Origin of the sequence: Aeromonas fluvialis (genome assembly GCF_000819885.1) — a bacterium.
GTDB lineage: Bacteria > Pseudomonadota > Gammaproteobacteria > Enterobacterales > Aeromonadaceae > Aeromonas > Aeromonas fluvialis.
Genome location: NZ_CDBO01000035.1, coordinates 1 through 20,465, shown reverse-complemented (window position 1 = coordinate 20,465; position 20,465 = coordinate 1). Strand labels below are relative to the sequence as shown.

The 20,465-nt window shown below is 60.1% G+C and carries 18 protein-coding genes; 12 read left to right on the top strand and 6 right to left on the bottom strand.

Features of this window, described 5'->3' with window-relative positions; genetic code table 11:
• Positions 1–120: 120 nt before the first annotated feature.
• The 5 genes from truA to BN1125_RS07375 all read left to right on the top strand — a co-directional run bounded on the left by truA (position 121) and on the right by BN1125_RS07375 (position 4,530).
• The gene (gene truA / locus BN1125_RS07395; RefSeq protein ID WP_042011508.1) at positions 121–930 is read left to right on the top strand and encodes a tRNA pseudouridine(38-40) synthase TruA; all 810 of its coding nucleotides are present in this window, start codon (positions 121–123) and stop codon (positions 928–930) included.
• A gap of 119 nt (positions 931–1,049) precedes the next feature.
• Positions 1,050–1,913 (top strand): acetyl-CoA carboxylase, carboxyltransferase subunit beta, encoded by an 864-nt coding sequence (gene accD, locus BN1125_RS07390; RefSeq protein ID WP_042011505.1) that lies wholly within the window; start codon positions 1,050–1,052, stop codon positions 1,911–1,913.
• A 2-nt stretch (positions 1,914–1,915) separates the two neighbouring features.
• Positions 1,916–3,172 (top strand): bifunctional tetrahydrofolate synthase/dihydrofolate synthase, encoded by a 1,257-nt coding sequence (gene folC, locus BN1125_RS07385; protein ID WP_042011504.1) that lies wholly within the window; start codon positions 1,916–1,918, stop codon positions 3,170–3,172.
• A gap of 74 nt (positions 3,173–3,246) precedes the next feature.
• Positions 3,247–4,041, top strand: a complete 795-nt coding sequence (locus tag BN1125_RS07380; RefSeq protein WP_042011503.1) for an SPOR domain-containing protein — start codon at positions 3,247–3,249, stop codon at positions 4,039–4,041.
• Positions 4,042–4,212: 171 nt separating this feature from the next.
• Entirely contained in the window at positions 4,213–4,530 is a 318-nt protein-coding gene (locus tag BN1125_RS07375) for a heavy metal-binding domain-containing protein (protein WP_042011502.1), read from the top strand.
• Between the two features lie 157 nt (positions 4,531–4,687).
• Here BN1125_RS07375 and BN1125_RS07370 read toward each other — a convergent pair whose 3' ends face one another.
• Positions 4,688–6,283, bottom strand: coding sequence for a methyl-accepting chemotaxis protein (locus BN1125_RS07370; RefSeq protein ID WP_042011501.1), 1,596 nt, complete (start codon positions 6,281–6,283; stop codon positions 4,688–4,690).
• 254 nt (positions 6,284–6,537) lie between these two features.
• On the opposite strand from BN1125_RS07370, the gene hutW reads away from it, so the two are divergent.
• A complete protein-coding gene (gene hutW / locus BN1125_RS07365; RefSeq protein ID WP_042011500.1) occupies positions 6,538–7,899 on the top strand; it encodes a heme anaerobic degradation radical SAM methyltransferase ChuW/HutW in 1,362 nt (453 codons plus the stop codon).
• 88 nt (positions 7,900–7,987) lie between these two features.
• Here the strand turns inward: hutW and BN1125_RS07360 are convergent, their stop codons facing one another.
• A complete protein-coding gene (locus BN1125_RS07360; RefSeq protein ID WP_042011499.1) occupies positions 7,988–9,376 on the bottom strand; it encodes a DEAD/DEAH box helicase in 1,389 nt (462 codons plus the stop codon).
• A gap of 182 nt (positions 9,377–9,558) precedes the next feature.
• Positions 9,559–10,035, bottom strand: a complete 477-nt coding sequence (locus BN1125_RS07355; RefSeq protein ID WP_042011498.1) for a glutathione peroxidase — start codon at positions 10,033–10,035, stop codon at positions 9,559–9,561.
• Positions 10,036–10,363: 328 nt separating this feature from the next.
• Here BN1125_RS07355 and BN1125_RS07345 point away from each other — a divergent pair, with 328 nt between their 5' ends.
• A complete protein-coding gene (locus tag BN1125_RS07345) occupies positions 10,364–10,972 on the top strand; it encodes a 2OG-Fe(II) oxygenase (protein WP_042011496.1) in 609 nt (202 codons plus the stop codon).
• Positions 10,973–11,175: 203 nt separating this feature from the next.
• Positions 11,176–12,165, top strand: a complete 990-nt coding sequence (locus BN1125_RS07340) for a D-alanine--D-alanine ligase (RefSeq protein WP_042011495.1) — start codon at positions 11,176–11,178, stop codon at positions 12,163–12,165.
• Positions 12,166–12,327: 162 nt separating this feature from the next.
• Here BN1125_RS07340 and BN1125_RS07335 read toward each other — a convergent pair whose 3' ends face one another.
• Complete coding sequence (locus BN1125_RS07335) at positions 12,328–13,212, bottom strand: fructose-specific PTS transporter subunit EIIC (protein WP_244268478.1); 885 nt, start codon at positions 13,210–13,212, stop codon at positions 12,328–12,330.
• A 40-nt stretch (positions 13,213–13,252) separates the two neighbouring features.
• Between BN1125_RS07335 and BN1125_RS19670 the strand changes: the two genes are divergently transcribed.
• A complete protein-coding gene (locus BN1125_RS19670; protein ID WP_280136067.1) occupies positions 13,253–13,663 on the top strand; it encodes a GntR family transcriptional regulator in 411 nt (136 codons plus the stop codon).
• Entirely contained in the window at positions 13,636–13,971 is a 336-nt protein-coding gene (locus tag BN1125_RS19665) for a UTRA domain-containing protein (RefSeq protein ID WP_280136066.1), read from the top strand. Before BN1125_RS19670 ends, BN1125_RS19665 begins: the two co-directional genes overlap by 28 nt.
• Positions 13,972–14,087: 116 nt before the next feature.
• Here the strand turns inward: BN1125_RS19665 and xseA are convergent, their stop codons facing one another.
• Both xseA and BN1125_RS07320 read right to left on the bottom strand, forming a co-directional pair.
• Positions 14,088–15,467, bottom strand: a complete 1,380-nt coding sequence (gene xseA / locus BN1125_RS07325; protein WP_042011494.1) for an exodeoxyribonuclease VII large subunit — start codon at positions 15,465–15,467, stop codon at positions 14,088–14,090.
• Positions 15,468–15,554: 87 nt separating this feature from the next.
• On the bottom strand, positions 15,555–16,193 hold the full coding sequence (locus tag BN1125_RS07320; RefSeq protein ID WP_042011493.1) for a cold shock and DUF1294 domain-containing protein: 639 nt from the start codon (positions 16,191–16,193) through the stop codon (positions 15,555–15,557).
• Between the two features lie 656 nt (positions 16,194–16,849).
• On the opposite strand from BN1125_RS07320, the gene guaB reads away from it, so the two are divergent.
• Entirely contained in the window at positions 16,850–18,313 is a 1,464-nt protein-coding gene (guaB, locus tag BN1125_RS07315; protein ID WP_042011492.1) for an IMP dehydrogenase, read from the top strand.
• A gap of 84 nt (positions 18,314–18,397) precedes the next feature.
• Entirely contained in the window at positions 18,398–19,987 is a 1,590-nt protein-coding gene (guaA, locus tag BN1125_RS07310) for a glutamine-hydrolyzing GMP synthase (RefSeq protein WP_042011491.1), read from the top strand.
• The last annotated feature ends 478 nt before the right edge of the window (positions 19,988–20,465 follow it).

Here is a 20,465-nt window from a genome sequence, read left to right as displayed (position 1 = left end):
CACTGGGTGAGTTCCCCGCCCGAGCAAGCCAATCAGGTGGTTTGTGGGATTTTTCGAGTTGAGCGCGTATAATCCGCCCCGTTTCTTTCACTGCGTTTTCACAACAAGACAAGTTTATCCATGCGAATTGCCCTAGGTATTGAATATGACGGCAGCCGGTATTTCGGCTGGCAGCGTCAGCGTGAAGTGATCAGCGTGCAGGCTGAACTGGAGACGGCGCTGAGCCGGATCGCCAACCACCCTGTCTCCATCCAGTGTGCCGGGCGTACCGATGCCGGTGTCCATGCGACCGGTCAGGTGATCCACTTCGATACCGAGGCGAACCGTGCCGAAGGGGCCTGGACCCTGGGGCTCAATTCCAACCTGCCGCCAGATATCGCCGTGCGCTGGGTCAAGGAGGTGGACGAGAGCTTCCACGCCCGCTTCAGCGCCACCGCCCGTCGCTACCGCTATGTCATCTACAACCACAACTTCCGGCCGGCGATCCTCGGCAGTGGCGTCAGCCACTACCACGAGAACATCGATGCCGAGTTGATGCACCAGGCGGGCCAGAGCCTGCTGGGGGAGCACGACTTCAGCACCTTCCGTGCCGTTGCCTGCCAATCCAACACCCCGTGGCGCAATGTGACCCATCTGTGCGTCAGCCGTCAGGGGCCCTATATCGTGCTGGATATTCGCGCCAATGCCTTCCTGCACCATATGGTGCGCAACATCACCGGCTCCCTGCTGCTGGTGGGGCAGGGGCTCAAACCGGTGGAGTGGATTGCCGAGGTGCTGGCGGCCAAAGATCGCAATTTGGCCGGGCCGACCGCCAAGGCGGGGGGCCTCTATCTGGTCGATGTGGATTACCCGACGGAGTTTGCCCTGCCCCGGTTGCCGCTCGGCCCGCTGTGGCTGCCGGACTCGGCACCGGGTACGACCAGTTTTTAGTAACTGCGCCCGAAAAATTGTGGTTTAATGACCCGTCATTTGTTGCCATCGAGCTAGTAAGTCATTGAACAATCTAGGCTCGATGCGTTTTGTCAGGCACAAAAGCATTAAGGAATTCCATGAGCTGGCTTGAGAAGATTCTTCCCAAGAGCAAGATCACTGCGCCCCGTCGTCACAACATTCCGGAAGGGGTGTGGACCAAGTGCAGTGCTTGTGAACAGGTGCTCTACCGGGCAGAGTTGGAGCGCAACCTCGAAGTGTGCCCCAAGTGTGATCATCATATGCGCATCAGCGCGCGGGCCCGTCTCGAGAGTTTCCTCGACGAGCAGGGTCGTACCGAGATTGGTGCCGAGCTGGAGCCGCAGGATGTACTGAAATTCAAGGATTCCAAGCGCTACAAGGATCGTTTGTCTGCCGCCCAGAAAGCGACGGGAGAAAAAGATGCGCTGGTGGTGATGAAAGGGACCCTCAAAGGGGTGCCGGTTGTCGCCTGTTCCTTCGAATTCTCCTTTATCGGTGGCTCCATGTCCTCCGTAGTAGGTGCCCGTTTCGTGCGCGCCGTCGAGGAGTGCATCAAGGAGGGTCGCGGTCTGGTCTGTTTCTCCACGTCAGGTGGTGCCCGCATGCAGGAAGCCCTCTTCTCCCTGATGCAGATGGCCAAGACCAGTGCGGCACTGGACCGACTCACCAAGGCGGGCCTGCCCTATATCTCGGTGCTGACCGACCCCACCATGGGTGGTGTCTCTGCCAGTCTGGCGATGCTGGGTGACATTAACGTGGGCGAGCCCAAGGCGCTGATTGGCTTTGCCGGCCCGCGCGTCATCGAGCAGACCGTACGCGAAAAGTTGCCGGAAGGCTTCCAGCGTTCCGAGTTCCTGCTGGAGAAGGGTGCCATCGATCTCATCATCGATCGCCGCGACATGCGTAACCGTCTGGCCAGCCTGCTCGCCAAAATGCTGAATACTCACGTCATCGAAGAGTGAAGATGAGTTCAAACATGCAACAATCCCAAAGCCGGTCGCTTGTCGACTGGCTTTCTTATTTGGAGCAGATCCATCCGGTCAATATCGACATGGGGCTGGATCGGGTCGGTGCTGTCGCCCGTCGTATGGGGCTCACCCGGCTGCCGTTCAAGGTGATCACGGTGGCGGGCACTAACGGCAAGGGTTCCAGCTGTGCCATGGCGGCCAGCATTCTGATGGCCGCAGGCTACCGGGTCGGTGTCTACTCCTCTCCCCATCTGCTGCGCTTTACCGAGCGGGTACGGATTAACGGGCAAGAGCTGCCCGACTGTGACCACTGCGCTGCCTTTACCGAGGTGGAAGCCGCTCGCGGCGAGATTGCGCTCACCTTCTTCGAGTTTGCCACGTTGGCGGGGCTGTGGCTGTTTCGCCGCGCCGCGCCCGATGTGCTGCTGCTGGAAGTGGGGTTGGGCGGTCGGCTCGACGCCACCAATGTGGTGGATTCCGATGTGGCCATGATCACCTCCATTGCCCTCGATCACTGCGACTGGCTGGGTGATACCCGCGAGGCAGTGGCGGTGGAGAAGGCCGGGGTCTATCGGGCCGGCAAACCCGCCATCAGCGGGGAGCCCAACCCCCCTGCGACTATCGCGAGCGAAGCGGCGCACCTCGGTGCCTGCCTGCGTCAGGTGGGGGTCGATTTCTCTGGCAAAGAGCATGAGAGCAGTTGGGATTACCAGGGCCTCAACCAGTGGCGGGATCTTCCGAAACCGGCGCTACCGCTGATGAACGCGGTGACCGTGCTGGCGGCGCTGGAATCCCTTGGCTTGCCGCTGCCGGAGTCCGCCATTCGTGACGGGCTGGCCAATGCCCGGCTGGCTGGCCGGATGCAGCAACTGCAAAGTGCGCCGCTGGTGATCGTCGATGTGGCCCACAATCCCCATTCGGCGGCCTATCTGGCAGCTCAATTACGTAAAATGCCCTGCACCGGTATGCGCCGCGCCGTGGTGGGCATGCTCAAGGACAAGGACATGGCGGGGTCGCTTGCCGAACTAGATGGCTTGATTGGCGAGTGGTATCTGGCCAGTCTCACCGGCCCGCGCGCCGCCACCGCTGCGCAGCTGGCTGCGGCGCTGGGGGAGAGCAGGCCAGCCAGGGAGTTTGATGATGTCAGCGCCGCTTATCAGGCAGCGTTGGCCGCATCGAGTCCTGACGATATGGTCATTGTGTTTGGTTCGTTTTACACTGTCGCCGACATTCTGGCGGGTGTCGCCGTCTAGGGCACACCCCGGCTCCCCGGCCCCCGGGTGGGGAGCCAAATCGCATATTGAGTTACGTAAAGGTAGGATTCAACTTGGCCTCGAAGTTTCAAAACCGTCTGGTGGGCACCGTCATCCTGGTGGCCCTGGTTGTTATTTTCCTGCCGGACTTGCTGGATGGTCACAAGCTGGCACAAAAGGAGGAGGCCTTTGCCAAGATCCCGCTGCGCCCCGAGCTCGAGCCTGCCAAGCCTGCGCTGCAGGTCTCGGCAGCCAGCAGCCTGCCAGCCGATCATCTGGCCAGCCAGCAACAGGCCTCTGCGGCCCAGCAGTGGCAAGTGGAAGAGGTGGCTGATCCCATGACCCTCGCCGGTCAGGGCAACGGCGCGCAGCCGGTGACAACCCCTGCTGAACCGGTACAGTCGCAACCGAATGCCCAACCCAAGCCACAGCCCAAGCCGGAAGTGGTGGCCAAAAAGCCGGTCGAACCGCCCAAGCCTGCACCCAAGCCGACGCCAGCCAAACCGGTTGAAGTGGCCAAGGCGCCCGCGCCGGCCAAGCCGCAGGCGGGTCAGATCAAGTCCCTCGACGATCTGATTGAAAGCAAGATGACCCAGCCGCCCACACCCGCTCCCGCTCCCGCACCGGCGCAAGGTAGCTGGATCCTCCAGCTTGGCGCCTTCAAGAACGTCGACAGCGTCAACGCGCTGGTGAGCAAGCTGCGGGCGGCGGGCTACTCTGCCCACACCTCGCCGCGCACACCGGTGCAGGGTCAGCTCAACCGGGTCTTTATCGGGCCGGATGTCTCCAAGGCCAAGCTGCAGGGGATGCAGGGACGGATCTCCCAGATGACCGGCCTCAGTGGCTCGGTGGTCTCTTACAATCCGTGACGGCGTTGCCGTTGGCCATGGCCCTCTGAAACAAACACCGCGCCCCGTGCGCGGTGTTTTTTATCTGGCCGTCGCGATGTTCAAGAGCGGCGCCGCGCTGGCCACTACCCGGTTGGGATTTGCGGGCAGTTGGGGTAGTCTGAGCTCTTCTGCTACTCACAGGAGTTCAAGATGATCCTCTCGACGACCCCCACGCTGGAAGGCAAAAGCATTCGTGAATACCGCGGCATCGTAGTTGGCGAAGCCATTCTCGGCGCCAATATTTTCAAGGATCTCTTCGCCGGGATCCGCGACATCATCGGCGGCCGTTCAGGCGCCTATGAAAAAGAGCTGGCCCGTGCCCGCGAAATAGCCTTTGATGAGCTGAAAGAGCGCGCCGCCGCCCTTGGCGCCAATGCGGTGGTCGGCATCGATATCGACTACGAAGTGGTGGGGCAAAACGGCAGCATGCTGATGGTCAGCATCAGCGGTACCGCCGTGGTGGTATAACGCGCCACGCCAACGGCTGCCGACAACTGCCGTTGCAGGCAGGGTCGCCAAGCTAGGTAAAGTAGCCGAGTAGCTCTGGATCCTTAACCTTGATGCGGGCACCTCGTCGCTCAGACGAGTGGCGGTGTAGCCCCGGGTTTCATTGCAGTTGGCGGGATTACCAGCGGTAGGTTTTCAGCAAGGCTTCCAGTTTCTGACACTGCTCGACCAGCTGAATACTGGCGAGGTTGGCGGCATGGGCCTGGCCCAGGGTGTCATTGGACGTATTGCGAATGTCGCTGACCGAGTGATCCACTTCGCTGCAGACCCTGTCCTGCTCTTCGGCTGACTGCGCCATCTGGGCGTTGAGGTCGTTGATGCTGGCGATGCGTCCGATGATGTTTTGCATGGCCGCCAGGGTCGCCTCTGTCTTGCTGATGCTCTCACCGGCTTTGCTTTTTGCATCCCCGATCACCACAACGGCGCTTTGGGCCTCTTTTTGCAGGGAGGCGATCATTTGGGAGATCTCCTCGCTGGCGGCACGACTGCGGTTGGAGAGGGCCCGCACTTCATCGGCCACCACCGCAAAGCCCCGGCCTTGCTCGCCTGCCCGAGCCGCTTCAATGGCGGCGTTGAGGGCCAGCAGGTTGGTCTGATCGGCAATCCCCTTGATCACCTCGAGTACACCGTCAACCGCAAGACAGCGACTGTCGAGCTGCTGGATAACCTGATCCACCCGATCAATCTCTGCCGACATCTCGCCCATGTCGGTGATGGAGTGCTGGGCGAGGCGGCTGGTGTCGGCCGCATCCTGATTGGTGAGGGCGGAGAGTTCGGCGCTGTGGCGGGCATGTTCGCGCACTTCATGAGAACTGGCGGCCAGCTCGCTCACGGCGGCGGCAACCTGAGTGGTCATCCCCTCTTGTTGGCGGGCCGAGTTTTCAGTCTGGGTCGCGACCTGACGGATCTGGTTTGACTCCTGATAGAGCTGGTGGGTTGCTCCTTCCACCTCCTGCAGGCTGTGGCGGAAGCCCTGCACCATGTCATTGACGGCGCGGGTCATCTGGCCCAGTTCATCCCGGCTGTGATTGACCAGGGGGAGGGAGAGGTTGCGCTCTTTGGCCATCTGGATCATGGTGAGCTGCAACTGGCGCAGGGGGTGTTTCACGTAGCGTTGCAACACCCACCAGAGCAAGCCGAAGCCGAGGCTGAAGATGGCGGCCAGGCTACCGCTCAGGATCAGGTTATTGTGGCGGATCTCGCCGAAGGTGTGACTGAGGTCATAACTGATCCGCACTGCCCCCATCACGGTCCCCTCATTGACCTGGTGACAGGTGAGGCACTGGGTGCCGCGATACTCCTTGTAGGCTTTGAACGGTTTGATCAGGGTGAGCCGGTTGCCCTGCTGCTCCAGAATGGCTTCGCCCTGATTGATGGCACGTTCATCGAGGGGATCCTGCGCTTTCTGATCCGGATGACCCGGACCAAACAGGTTGCTGACGGCCGGCGCGCGCACCAGACGGGCCTCAACGATACCCGCTTCACTCTTGAGTTTGGTCTGAACTATCTGCCGGTTGGCCATGCCACCTGTCATCATCAGCACGTTCACCTGATCCATATAGGTGTTGGCCATGCTCTCAACCTTCTCCTCTGCCAGCCGGATGGCGAGATCCCGTTGCAGCCAGGCGGAGAGTTCGAAGCTGATGCCAAAGGTGGTGCTGATGACCAGCGCAAGAGGGAGGAATATTTTCCAGTTCAAGGAGAGGTTATGCATTTTGGGCAAGTTCCATGCGCTTGGTATTGTTATGTGATCCCGTATCATCTTGATCGTAGACGAAGAAACGGCGGGAGATGGTTCTCTATCGGCACACAATAACCACTCTTGAGTAAATAATCTGTTAAGCAGATCGGTAATGCAGGTTGCCAAAATGACCTTCGGGAGGGGCGTTGCTCTTCGGGTTGATCCAGAACAAATTTAATGTAACGATAATCGTTATCATTGGTGTTATTTTCTGAATAGTGACCACCATGAATCTGACCCCTTCAATGACCGGCATTGCCTCGCCTGATCCCCTCAAGTTTGCCTTTAGCGCCAAGACCTCGGCTCACGCCAGTCGGGGAGGGATGCGTCCCTTCCCGCTGGATGAGGCTGGCTGGCAGAGCTGGTGGCAGCGAGAGAGTGAAGCAGAGGAGCGAGCCCTCTACATCCACATTCCGTTTTGCCGCAAACGCTGCAGCTTCTGCAATTTCTTTGAAAATGGCGCCAACCCGGCGCGGATCAACCGCTATGTCAACGCCTTGTGCGCCTCCCTTGCGCAGGCGGCTGACACCCCGTTGGCTCAGAGCATGCCGTTTTCAGCCGTCTATGTGGGGGGTGGTACGCCGACCGACATGAGCGCCGACGAGCTGGCCATGCTGGCTGCCGTGATCCGCCGTTTTCCGTTGACGGCCGATGCCGAGGTGACGCTGGAGGGGCGCCTCAACGGCTTTGATGATGAGAAATGGCAGGTGGCGCTGGCGGGGGGCTTCAACCGTTTCTCATTCGGGGTGCAGAGCTTTGATACCCGGGTGCGCCAGCAGGCGGCCCGTTTCGATGACAGGGAGACCCTGCTGACCCGTCTGGGTGAGCTGACCCAAGATGATGCGGCTGTGATCGTGGCAGACCTCATCTTCGGGTTGCCCGGTCAGGATGATGCCGTGTGGCGCCAGGATATCCGCGATGTGATGGCGAGCGGTGTCCACGGGGTCGATCTCTACCAGCTGATCGCCATGCAGGGCACCAATCTGGCGCGGGCAGAGGAGAAGGGGTCGTTGGGCTGGGTGGCGGATGGCCAGCAGCGTGCTGCCATGTATGCCTATGGCAGCGAGCAGTTGGAAGCCCACGGCTGGGAGCGCCTCTCCTGCAGCCACTGGCGGCGCAGCCCGGCCGAGCAGAGCCGCTACAACCAGATGGCCAAGCGCGGTGCCGAAATCCTGCCCTTTGGCGCCGGTGCCGGGGGCAGCATCCTTGGCCACGGCTTGATGTATGGGCGAGATCTGGCCCCCTGGCACGACGCGTTGGCCAGTGGCAAGCGGGCGCCAGGGATGGTGATGGGGCGCAATCCCAATGCAAGGATGGATGGTCTGCTGCGTGGCGCCCTCGACAGCGGCGTGCTGGCGCTGGATCGTCTGCCAGCGCCTTTGCTGACCCATCTGATGCCGCTTTTTGCCGCCTGGCAGCAGCACGAGCTGGCCGAGATCGAGAGCGCACGGTTGCAACTCACCCTCGCCGGACGCTTCTGGAACGTCAATATGCAGGCTGGCTTGTTCGAGTTCTTGCAGCTCAACCCATTGGAGGGTTCAACGCCACCCGGCAATGGCACCGCAGCGGTGCGCCATGCACGGGTCTGATCCTTGCGCGAAGGCGCACCATCCATCACGAAAGAGGGAGCCATTATGGCTCCCTCTGTGGGCTTGGCAGTAAGCGCTGAGTGCGAGCTTACTCGTCGTCGCTCTCCTGATAGCTGTCGCGCTGCGCCTTGGGCAGGCGCCGCATCGGGGTAAACCCGACATCCTCGCCCATCACTTCCCGCTTGCGGGCCGGGGCAGGCTTCTTGGCGGCATCACCCTTGGCTTTGCCCTTGCCAGCGGCTGGCTTGCCCTTGGCATTGCTGCTCTTGGCGTTGGCATGGCCGCGAGCCCGAGGCGGGTTCTGCACCGGCTTGCTGCCCGGCAGAGTCTGGCGACTCGGCTTGCCGCTTGGCTCATACCCTTCCAGGATCTCCACGGTCAGGGATTGGCCGATCAGGGCTTCGATAGCCTTGAGCTGACCCAGCTCGTCCTGACTGACCAGCGAGATGGCCTCGCCGCCACGACCGGCGCGGCCGGTACGGCCGATACGGTGGATGTAATCCTCCGCCATCTGGGGCAGTTCGAAGTTGATTACGTGGGGCAGTTGATCGATATCGAGACCGCGGGCGGCGATATCGGTTGCCACCAGCACCCGCACCTCGCCACTGCGAAAATCGGCCAGCGCCCGGTTGCGGGCACCCTGGCTCTTGTCACCGTGGATGGCGACGGTGTCGAGCCCATCTTTTTGCATCTGCTGGGCGAGGCGGTCGGCGATCTGCTTGGTGCGGACAAACACCAGCACCCGCTGCCAGTTGCCACGGCCAATCATGTGGGAGAGCAGCTCGCGGCGGCGTTCCCGATCCACCTGAATGATGCGCTGGGTTACCTGCTCGGCGGCAGTATTGCTGGGGTCCACCTCGATGATTGTGGGGTCGTTCAGCAGATCATCGGCCAGCGCCTTGATGTCGCTTGAGAAGGTGGCAGAGAAAAGCAATGTCTGGCGCTCTGCAGGCAGCGCCTTCATGATGCGGCGGATGTCGACGATAAAGCCCATGTCGAGCATGCGATCCGCTTCATCCAGCACCAGCACTTCCAGCTGGCTCAGGGTCAGGGCGCCCTGGGTCAGCAGATCCAGCAGACGGCCCGGGGTGGCGACCAGAATGTCAACCCCCAGCTTGATGGCGTCCAGATTGGGCTTGATGCTGACACCGCCATAGGCGATCAGAGTCTTGAACGGCAGGTGGTGGGCATACTTGATGATGCTCTCGCCCACCTGTGCCGCCAGTTCGCGGGTCGGGGTCAGTACCAGGGCGCGCACCTGACGACGGCCACGGCCGTGGTTGGCCAGCAGCAGCTGCAGCATGGGCAGGGTGAAACCGGCCGTTTTGCCTGTACCTGTCTGAGCGCCGCCGAGCACATCCTGACCGGCCAGAATGGCCGGAATCGCTTGCTGCTGGATGGGGGTTGGCTGTTCGTAACCCAGCTCCTTGACGGCCCGCAGGATGTGCGGGGACAGACCCAGTTCGTTGAATGACATGTTCGAGAGAAACTCCTGAGATGAGCCTTTGGCTCAACGGGTAGCCAGCGCGTTGGGGCCAGCCACGGTATGGAAAAGAGAGTGGGGCAGTAATATAGCAAAAGAGCGGCCGCTGCGCAGTAGCTGTCGAACAGGCCGCCCTATCATCGCTCAATGATGTGGCGTAAAACGGATCGGACGGGTCAGAGCAGCTCGCTGATCTGCCCGGTTAGACTCTCTGGCTGGGTGGTAGGGGCAAACCGCTCCGCCACGTTGCCGTCCCGGTCGATCAGAAACTTGGTGAAGTTCCATTTGATATTTTCGAGCCCCAGAAAGCCCGGTTTCTGTTGCTTGAGCCACTGGTAGAAGGGGTGGGCATGCTCGCCGTTGACATCGCACTTGGCCATGATGGGGAAGCTGACCGGATAGTCGAGGGAGCAGAAGCGGGCGATCTCGTCCGCATCCCCCGGCTCCTGATTGCCGAACTGGTTGCAGGGGAAGCCCAAAATCACCAGCCCCTTGGGGCCGAGTTCCCGATAGAGCGTTTCCAGCCCTTCGTATTGAGGAGTAAAGCCACATCGGCTAGCCACATTGACCACCAGTACCACCTTGCCCGCCAGTTGAGCCAGCGGGTAGGGGCTTCCATCCAGTCGTTGCAAAATGAGGTCGGGCAGAGCCATAAGCAGATCCTTTTAGTGATTGTCGGTGGGGGGCCGGTCGACAGTGACGCCAAGTACCGGCCCAACGGCAAGATGGCTACGGTATCGGCTGGCTCTTTTTACGGCAAGGTGAGAACAAGGCTTCATCCCATTGATTGCAAGGGGCATCACAGTTTCGACAGCCAATACGCCGGTGAGTGGTGCGAGATCACAACGGGCGACAAAATGCTGACATACCGGGGACAAAATGCGTATTGATGGTGGGACTTCTCAAGAGAAGCAAACCGGTTTGTACCTTTGCCGGTTAATCGCTAAAAAGCGCCATCTTTTTATACATTGCGAGCCACGATTGGACTATCAAGCTGTCATGGATGCTATCTACACCCGCGGGTGGGCGATAGTGGACGATTTTCTCACCGCCGCCGAGGTGGATGCCCTCAGGGGCTGTCTACCGGGCGAGTGGCAACCGGCCGGGATCGGCCGCGATACCCTGCATCAGGACAACCGTGACATTCGCCGGGATCAGATCCACTGGCTGGAGCCTGACCTCGGTGCGCCGGTGGCCGATTACCTGGCCCGAATGGAGGCGCTGCGCCTGGTCGCCAACCGGATGTTGATGCTGGGACTGTTTGATTACGAAGCCCATTTTGCCCGCTATCGCAGCGGGGATTTTTACGCCACCCACCGCGATGCCTTTGCCGGTCGCTCCAACCGTCGTCTTACCACCGTGTTCTACCTCAACAACGACTGGCGGCCCGAAGCGGGTGGGATGCTGCGCATCTATGACGACAAGGATCAGTTTCTGATGGATGTGAGCCCGAGAGGGGGGCGGCTGGTGATCTTCCTCTCCGAGGAGTTTCCTCACGAGGTATTGCCTGCCAACCGCGAACGCCACAGCATCGCCGGCTGGTTTCGGGTCAATGGTTACGGCATGGGGCGGGTGGATCCCCCGCGTTGAGCCATTTTTGATGGGGTTGCGCAGATTGGGCGGCCTTTTTCGTCGCCAGATATGGCTGGAGGGGCCCCATCAGCTGACAAGGGTTGATCTCCCTTGCTACACTGGCGCGCACTTATGTTCGTATCTGGCTTCGTCCGGTTTTTATGGTGGTTGGTTTATCAAATGGTCATGACGAGGCCGCTTTTCCCAAGGGATCACATCTAATGAAGAACATGCATGTCTTGCTGCTGTGCGGCGGCGGTGGCTCCGAGCACGAAGTTTCTCTGCGCAGTGCCAATTTCCTCGAGCAACAACTGGGCCTCCTGCCCGGTGTCGAAGTGACCCGCGTCGAGATGTTCGCCGATCGCTGGCTCAGTGCCGATGGCCGCGAGTGCAAGCTGGGGCTCGACAAGCTGCTCTCGTTTGACAGCGTGGCCCGTCCGGTGGATTACGTGGTGCCCTGCATCCACGGTTACCCGGGTGAGACCGGCGATCTGCAATCTTTCCTCGAGTTGGCCGGATTGCCTTATCTCGGTTGCGATGCCGAGGCGAGCAAGATCTGTTTCAACAAGATCAGCACCAAGCTGTGGCTCTCCGCCATCGGCATTCCCAACACCCCATATCTGTTCCTGACCGAGCAAAATGAGGCGGCGCTGGCCGAGGCGAAGGCCGCGCTGGCCAAGTGGGGCAAGGTCTTTATCAAGGCGGCCTCCCAGGGCTCTTCCGTTGGCTGCTACTCCGCCAGCAACGAAGCAGATCTGGTAAAGGGCATTGCCGATGCCTTCGGTTACTCCGAACAGGTTCTGATCGAGAAAGCGGTCAAGCCGCGCGAGCTGGAAGTGGCGGTTTACCAGTATGGTGACGAGCTGGTGGCGACGTATCCGGGCGAGATCTGCGTGCCGCAGGACAAGTTCTACACCTATGAAGAGAAGTACAGCAGCGCCAGCCACACCGAGACCAGCCTGACGGCAGCAGGGCTGACTCAGGCGCAGGCCGATGCGATCCACGAGTATGCCCTCAAGGCGTTCCGTCAGCTGAAACTGACTCACCTCTCGCGCATCGACTTCTTCCTGACCGAGGAGGGGGAGATCCTGCTGAATGAAATCAACACCTTCCCGGGCATGACCTCCATCTCCATGTTCCCGAAACTGCTGGAGCATCACGGTCACCGCTTCGCCGACTACCTTGAGCAGATCCTGCGCAAGGCCAGCTAAGCGGGGCGTTCTCGCTGACGGGCGTTGATACCGTTCCAATAAAAATCCCCGCCAACTGGCGGGGATTTTTTTTATTTCTTTATCAAGCGGGGTAGGCCTGCTTGAAGGGATAAGCAGGCGGGGAGGAGATGGTCCTCTCCCGCCTGTTGCTACCTGTGGGTGTTACCGGCGGTTAGCCGCGAGCCACCCGAAAGCGCACGCTACGGGAGTGGCATGGCGCCAGCTCGCCAAACTCGCCAGCGGCCAGTTCAAGGGGCAGGGGGGGCCCACCAGCGCTGCACCGAGCCAGACGGCGGCAGCCATCAGGGCGCCGTGGCCGCCATCATGGAGCAGGAAGAGGGAGAAGATGCCGGCCCCCGGGGTGGAGAGACCAGTCCCCATGGCTCCCACCATGGCGCCGGTGACCACCGAGCCTGCGAGGAAGGAGCCGATCACCCGGATTGGATCTTCGATGGCCATCGGAATGGTACCCTCGGTGATCCCCGCCAGCCCCAGCAGCCAGGTGGACTTGCCGGTCTCGATCTCGAAGGTCTGGAACAGGCGCGGCGCCAGCAGGGTAGAGGCGGTGACGGTAAAGGCCGAAACCATCTTGACCGCGCCGAAGATGGCGTAGGGGCCGTAGACCCCGTTGGCCATGGCGCCGAGGTAGAAGGCGTAGGCTGCCTTGTTGACCGGGCCACCCAAGTCAAACGAACACATAAAGCCGAGCAAGGCGCCCAGTACCAGCGCATTGGTGCCGGAGAGGCCGTTGAGCCACTCGGTGAGGCTGTTGTTGAGCCAGGCCACCGGTTGGCCGATGACAAACAGCATCAGGCTGCCCGCCACCAGGGTGCCGATCACCGGATAGAGGTAAAAGGTGAGAAAGCCGTTGAAGTTGGGGCTAAGGCGCACATGCTGTTTGACCCAGCGCATCAGGTAACCGGCGATCAGGCCACCGACCACGCCGCCGAGAAAACCGGAGCCAATCATGTTGGCGGCCAGTCCCGCCGCAAAGCCCGGGCCGAGCGCCGGTTTGTCTGCCGGACAAGTGGGGTAGAAAGGTGCCACTTCTATTTATCATGGTGCAGAGCCGACGAGGTGGCCTTTCGTGTCGAAAAAACCCATGTATCGCCAGATAGCCGACACCATCCAGCAGTGGATTGCCCAAGGGGAGCTGGCCCCCGGCGATGCCCTGCCCACCGAAGCCGAGCTGCGCGAGCAGTTCGGGGTGAGCCGGGTGACGGTGCGCCAGGCCCTCAAGCAGCTGACCGAACTCAACGTCATCGAGAGCATTCAGGGCAGCGGCAGCTACGTGCGGCAGGAGAAGGTGAACTACGACATCTATCAGCTCACCAGCCTCTATGAGAAGGTGACCGATCCAGCGGCCGAGACCCACAGCGACATTCTCGCCTTCGAGGTGATCAAGGCAAGCAGCGTGCTGGCCGAGCGGCTCAATCTGCTGGAAGGGGCCTGGTCTATTACGTCAAGCGGGTGCGCTTTATTCGCCAGATCGCGGTAACGCTGGAGGAGACCTGGATGCCGCTCGCCCTCTTCCCCGACCTCAGCTATGCGGTGATGCAGGGCTCCAAGTACCACTACATCGAAGAGGTGAAGCAGCTGGTGATCGACCGCAGCGAGCAGGAGATCATGCCGGTGCTCCCTTCGGCGCAGGTGGTGGAGGCGCTCGGTATCGATCCCGCCAAACCCATTATCGAGAAGGTCTCCCGCGGCTTCTTGCAAGATGGCACCGTGTTCGAGTTCAGTCGCAACTTCTTCAAGAGCGATGATTACAAGTTCACCCTGGTCGCCCGCCGCGCCAAGGGGTGAGCGGTTGCCAGCACCCGAGATAAAAAAGGCCACCACCCTGTTTGCGGTGGTGGCCTTTGTTTTTGGCTGATTGCCGGGCTGAATAGCCCGTTGGATGGTTGTTTGACTCAGCCGTTCTACTGCGCGGCGTCTTTGATGATTTCCTCGACTCGAACCTGCAGGCTCCCTTGTGCCAGAGTGGTGACGAGCTGGTCGCCACTGCTGACCTGATCGGCGCGGCTAATGACTTCGCCGCGCGGGGTGCGGGTGATGGAGTAGCCGCGACCCAGGGTGGCGAGCGGGCTCACCCCGTCGAGGCGGGCGGTGAGCATGGCGAGGCGGTGGCTGGCAAGGTCTTGCCGCTTGGTAATCAGGGCATAGAGCCGCTCCTCGGCCAGCTGGTGGCGGCGCTTGCCAGCGGCCAGCAAGCGCTCCGGGCTCTTGCCCTGCAGGCGCAGCTCAAGGTTGGCGAGGCGCCGTTCACCCTGATGCAGCCGCAGGCGCAATAGCTGCTGCAAACGGGTGGAGAGCTCGTCGAGGCGCTGGGACTGCTGCTCCAGCCGCCGTTTCGGATCCTGATGATCGAGCCGCTTTTGCAGCAGGATGAAATCGTGGCGGGCGGCGGTCTGCTGGCGGCTCATCGCCTGCAGCAGTCGCTGTTTGAGGTGAACGAGACGCTGGGCTCGGGCGCTCTGATCCGGCGCCACCAGCTCGGCGGCAGCCGACGGGGTAGGGGCGCGCAAGTCGGCGGCAAAGTCGCTGATGGTGACATCCACCTCGTGGCCCACCGCACTGATAACCGGGATGGCGGAGTGGGCAATGGCGCGCGCTACCGCCTCTTCGTTGAAGCACCAGAGATCTTCGAGTGAGCCGCCGCCACGCCCGACGATCAGCACATCCACCTCGGCGCGCTGGTTCGCTTTGGCGATCGCCGCGATGATCTGGCTGATGGCGGCGCTCCCCTGTACCTGGGTCGGGTAGATAAATACCGGCAGATCAGGCGCACGCCGTTTAAGCACCGTCAGCATATCGTGCAAAGCCGCGCCGGTGGCGGAGGTGATGAGGCCCACTGCCCGTGGCTCACGGGGCAGCGGCCGCTTGCGGCTCTCGTCAAACAGCCCCTCGGCACCGAGGCGGCGCTTGAGCTCTTCAAAACGCAGCGCCAACACGCCGTCGCCTGCAGGCTGCATCGACTCGATGATCAACTGGTAGTCGCCGCGCGGCTCATAGAGCGAGACCCGCGCCTGCACCAGTACCTGCATGCCATCCTGCGGGCGAAAGGCCACCCGCCGGTTGTTGCCCTTGAACATGGCGCAGCGCACCTGTGCCGACATGTCCTTGAGGGAGAAGTACCAGTGGCCGGAACTTGGCATCGCCAGATTGGAGAGCTCGCCGGTCAGCCACACCAGCCCCAGATCCTGCTCCAGGATCATGCGCACGGCGCTGTTGAGGCGGGTGACGGTAAAGACCTGCTGCTCGCGGCCGCTTGCCGCACTGGGTGGAGTAAATCGGTTCAATGGCGTACCTGTGGTCTGCTCCGGCGGGCCGGAATAAAACGATGGCCGCTATCTTACCCCAGAGCGCGGCTGGAGCCGAGCCCGGACTCAAGCCCAAGGAGCGATCAGACGGAGGCTCTCTGTTGTGACAGTGTCCAAAATGGAACGACCCGGAGCTGTTATGGTTAACCCGCACAATAGGAGCAGATTCAGGAATACGGTGACCCAGAACACTTGGCGAAATTCCACTTTGGCTGATTTATGCCTGAGTAACTGTTGGGCAGAAAGGGCGCCAGGCCAACCACCTAGCAGGGCCAGCAGATGCAGGGTGCTCTCTTGAGTACGCCAGTGGTTATTTTGGGCTGCATGTTTGTCAATTGCATAGGCAATAAAGGTCATCACACTCAGGGAGGCATATACGATGAAGAGGAATACCGGGATACGCTGAAACAGGGTGAGCGCCAGCAGGCTTGACATAAACAGCAACGGCCATACCAGACTGATATTACTTCCGCTTCTCTTTATTGTGTTGGACCGTTCATGTGGATACGAGACATTAATGGCATTGCTGCGTTGCCGATTATCTTTCGCTACTTCGTAAATAACCAGATCGCCATTGATGGGGCGCCGCACTTTTGATTTGAATGACTTGATATGAATAAATGTCCGTTCGCCGCCGCCATTGGGTTCGACAAATCCATATCCTTTGTCATCATTCCACTCAGAAATCTTTCCCTGAAATCTCATATATGTTCCCGCTTTCCTTGATTGAAGTGATTTATGGCATGTCATATTGCCATTAATAATTTTTTGAGGCTTGTTGTGAATATATTCTCAGGCAGTATCAATATATCGGAAATACATTTTTCAATTCAGCCTATACCCCGCCCGTTTTTTGCTGTCAGCCTTTCCCTGGAGCTGTACGAGCCAGTGGGAGGGCAGCAAGAAAGGTGTTTGGAAGGGTATCTTACGAGACCAGACCTTTAGTCGGCCACTACTTTTTTCATTCCGCTGTAACGGTAAATGTGTCAATCATGGCGTTCGCGTCACAACTGCAACACAGTGGCAGACGCATAGTGGTGACGGTGCGTTGCTAACGCATGTCATGTTGGGCGGTCTCTGCCTGTTTTTATTGGGGGCGAGCGCAGGGGAGTGGGGATTGTGAAACCGACATTCGGGTTGCGAGAACAGGGGGCTTTCTGCATAAAATTCCACGTGTGCAACTCTTTTGCCCCGAAATGGCGGTTTTCGTACTGATAATCTTGGTTTTTTAGCCTCTTGGCCACCTAAAAGAGGGCTACGCCATAAAAAATTCAAAAAACATCTTTACCAGTGACCAATCGGTGAGTAAACTTCGTCGGCAATATTTTACACCCCCACTTCCTCAACGGTGAGATATTGCCATGCTCAGGATTGCCAAAGAAGCGTTAACCTTCGACGATGTACTGTTGGTTCCCGCCCACTCCGACGTTCTTCCCAATACTGCCGATCTGCGTACCAAGCTGACCTCCGCCATCAGCCTGAACATCCCGATGATCTCCGCTGCCATGGACACAGTGACCGAAGCCCGTCTGGCTATTGCACTGGCCCAGGAAGGCGGTATCGGCTTTATCCACAAGAACATGTCCATCGAGCAGCAGGCTGCCGAAGTGCGCAAGGTCAAGAAGTACGAGAGCGGCGTGGTCACCGACCCTGTCACCGTACGCCCCGACATGACCATTGCCCAGATCAAGGAGCTGAGCCACAAGAACGGCTTCGCCGGTTACCCCGTGGTGACTGACGGTAATCAGCTGGTCGGTATCATCACCGGCCGTGACGTGCGCTTCGTGATTGACCTCTCCCAGACCGTTGAACAGATCATGACCCAGAAAGATCGTCTGGTCACCGTGCGTGAAGGGGCCCCTCGTGAAGAGGTGGTTGCCCTGATGCAAAAGCACCGTATCGAAAAAGTGCTGGTGGTAAACGGCGACTTCAAGCTCAAGGGCATGATCACCGTTAAAGATTTCCAGAAAGCCGAGCGCAAGCCGCACGCCTGTAAAGATGACAAGGGTCGTCTGCGGGTGGGCGCTGCCGTCGGTGCCGGTGCCGGTAACGAAGAGCGCGTTGCAGCGCTGGTGGAGGCGGGTGTGGACGTGCTGCTGATTGACTCCTCCCACGGCCACTCCCAGGGCGTGCTGGATCGCATCAAGGCCACTCGTGACGCCTATCCGGATCTTCAGATCATCGGCGGCAACGTGGCAACCGCCGCGGGCGCCAAGGCGCTGGTCGCCGCTGGCGTCAACGCGGTCAAGGTCGGTATCGGCCCGGGCTCCATCTGTACTACCCGTATCGTGACCGGTGTGGGCGTGCCCCAGATCACTGCCATTTCCGACGCCGTTGACGCGCTGGAAGGCACCGGTATCCCGGTGATTGCCGACGGCGGCATCCGCTTCTCCGGTGACGTAGCCAAGGCCATTGCCGCAGGCGCCAGCTGCGTCATGGTGGGTTCCATGTTCGCCGGTACTGAAGAGGCTCCGGGCGAGATCGAGCTCTATCAGGGTCGTTCCTTCAAATCTTACCGCGGCATGGGTTCCCTGGGCGCCATGTCCAAGGGCTCCAGCGACCGCTACTTCCAGACCGACAACGCCGCCGACAAGTTGGTGCCGGAAGGGATCGAAGGTCGCGTGCCATATAAAGGTCGCCTCAACGAGATCATCCATCAGCAGATGGGTGGTCTGCGCTCCTCCATGGGGTTGACCGGCAGTGCCACCATCGACGACATGCGCACCAAGGCAGAGTTCGTGCGCATCTCCGGCGCCGGGATGAAAGAGTCCCACGTCCACGATGTGACCATTACCAAAGAAGCCCCCAACTACCGGATGGGCTGATACAAGACGGGGCTGCGGCCCCGTTTTGACACCGTTTTTATCCCCATGCTTTTTGTTACAACATCAGCCTGATGCAGGAATAAAATGACTAAAGACATTCACCAGCACCGTATCCTGATCCTCGACTTCGGTTCCCAGTACACCCAGCTGATTGCCCGCCGTGTGCGCGAGATCGGCGTTTACTGCGAACTGTGGGCCTGGGATGTGACCGAAGAGCAGATCCGCGAATTCAATCCGAGCGGTATCATCCTCTCCGGCGGCCCCGAGTCCGTCACCGAAGCGGGCAGCCCGCGTGCCCCCGAGTATGTGTTCAACGCCGGTGTCCCTGTGTTCGGCATCTGCTACGGTATGCAGACCATGGCCGAGCAGCTGGGTGGCAAGGTGCAATCCTCCACCGAGCGTGAATTCGGCTATGCCCAGGTCGAAGTGCTGGGTCACTCCGGCAAGGCCAGTGCGCTGCTGCGCAATATCGAAGATGCTATCGCCGACAACGGCAACGCCCTGCTTGATGTCTGGATGAGCCACGGCGACAAGGTCACCACCATCCCGGCCGACTTCACCACCATCGCCCAGACCGCCACCTGCCCCCACGCCGCCATGGCCAACGAAGCCAAGCGCTTCTACGGCGTGCAGTTCCACCCGGAAGTGACCCACACCCGTCAGGGTGCCCGCATGCTGGAGCACTTCGTTAAAGACATCTGCGGCTGCGAGTGCCTGTGGACCCCGGCCACCATCATCGACGACGCCGTTGCCCGCATCCGCGAGCAAGTGGGTGACGACGAAGTGATCCTCGGCCTCTCCGGCGGGGTCGACTCCTCCGTGGTCGCCATGCTGGTGCACCGCGCCATCGGCGATCGCCTGACCTGCGTCTTCGTCGACAACGGTCTGCTGCGTCTGAACGAAGGCGAGCAAGTGATGGAGATGTTTGGCGATCACTTTGGTCTCAACATCATCAAGGTTGAAGCCGAAGAGCGCTTCCTCTCTGCCCTGGCCGGTGAAGACGAGCCGGAAGCCAAGCGCAAGATCATCGGCCGCGTCTTCGTTGAAGTGTTCGACGACGAAGCCAAGAAGCTGAAAAATGCCCGCTGGCTGGCGCAGGGCACCATCTATCCGGATGTGATCGAATCTGCTGCCAGCAAGACCGGCAAGGCCCACGTCATCAAATCTCACCACAACGTCGGCGGCCTGCCGGAAGAGATGAAGATGGGTCTGGTCGAGCCGCTGCGCGAGCTGTTCAAAGACGAAGTGCGCCGCGTCGGTCTGGAGTTGGGTCTGCCTTACGACATGCTCTACCGTCACCCGTTCCCGGGCCCGGGTCTGGGCGTGCGCGTCCTTGGCGAAGTGAAGAAAGAGTACTGCGATATTCTGCGCCGCGCCGATGCGGTCTTTATCGAAGAGCTGCGCAAAGCCGACCTCTACAACCAGGTCAGCCAGGCGTTCGCCGTGTTCCTGCCGGTGCGCTCCGTTGGCGTCATGGGCGATGGTCGCAAATATGACTGGGTCATTGCGCTGCGCGCCGTTGAAACCATTGACTTTATGACTGCTCACTGGGCCCATCTGCCCTATGACTTCCTGGGTCACGTCTCAAATCGCATCATCAACGAGATCAACGGTATCTCCCGCGTGGTGTACGACGTCTCCGGCAAGCCGCCTGCAACCATCGAATGGGAATAAGTGGCTCGCGCCCTTCTGCCCTTCGAGCATAAAAATGCCAAAAAGACGCCCTTGCGGCGTCTTTTCTTTTTTCAATCGTTTGCGCCACAATTTTTCACTCTCTAGCCGCTTTCTCGCCTCCCTGCCTCTGTCAGATATGATAGGGGGGTTATGGATCTCGCACTAGGCTCGTCCATGCCAATTGAGACCGACTTCGTGAGGCGGCGGTCGTGGCAGCATGGGAGGGTGGTGACAGTAAAGCCTTCGTGTGCGCTGTCGACACTGGACGTACCGGGCGCTGTTCCAGAGCCGTATTGGTGGCAAGAGTTATACTTATTTAAGGTTATTGGAGTAAGGAGCTTGCCATGGATAACCATGTATTTTCCTCACTTCTGCGGTCTTTTTCCCAACTTGACCCCATACGACTGGAACGAGCTCAGGAACACCTTCGGCACCATCTGCAACGTGATCTACTGCACCGTAAGCGCCCCTAGATCAG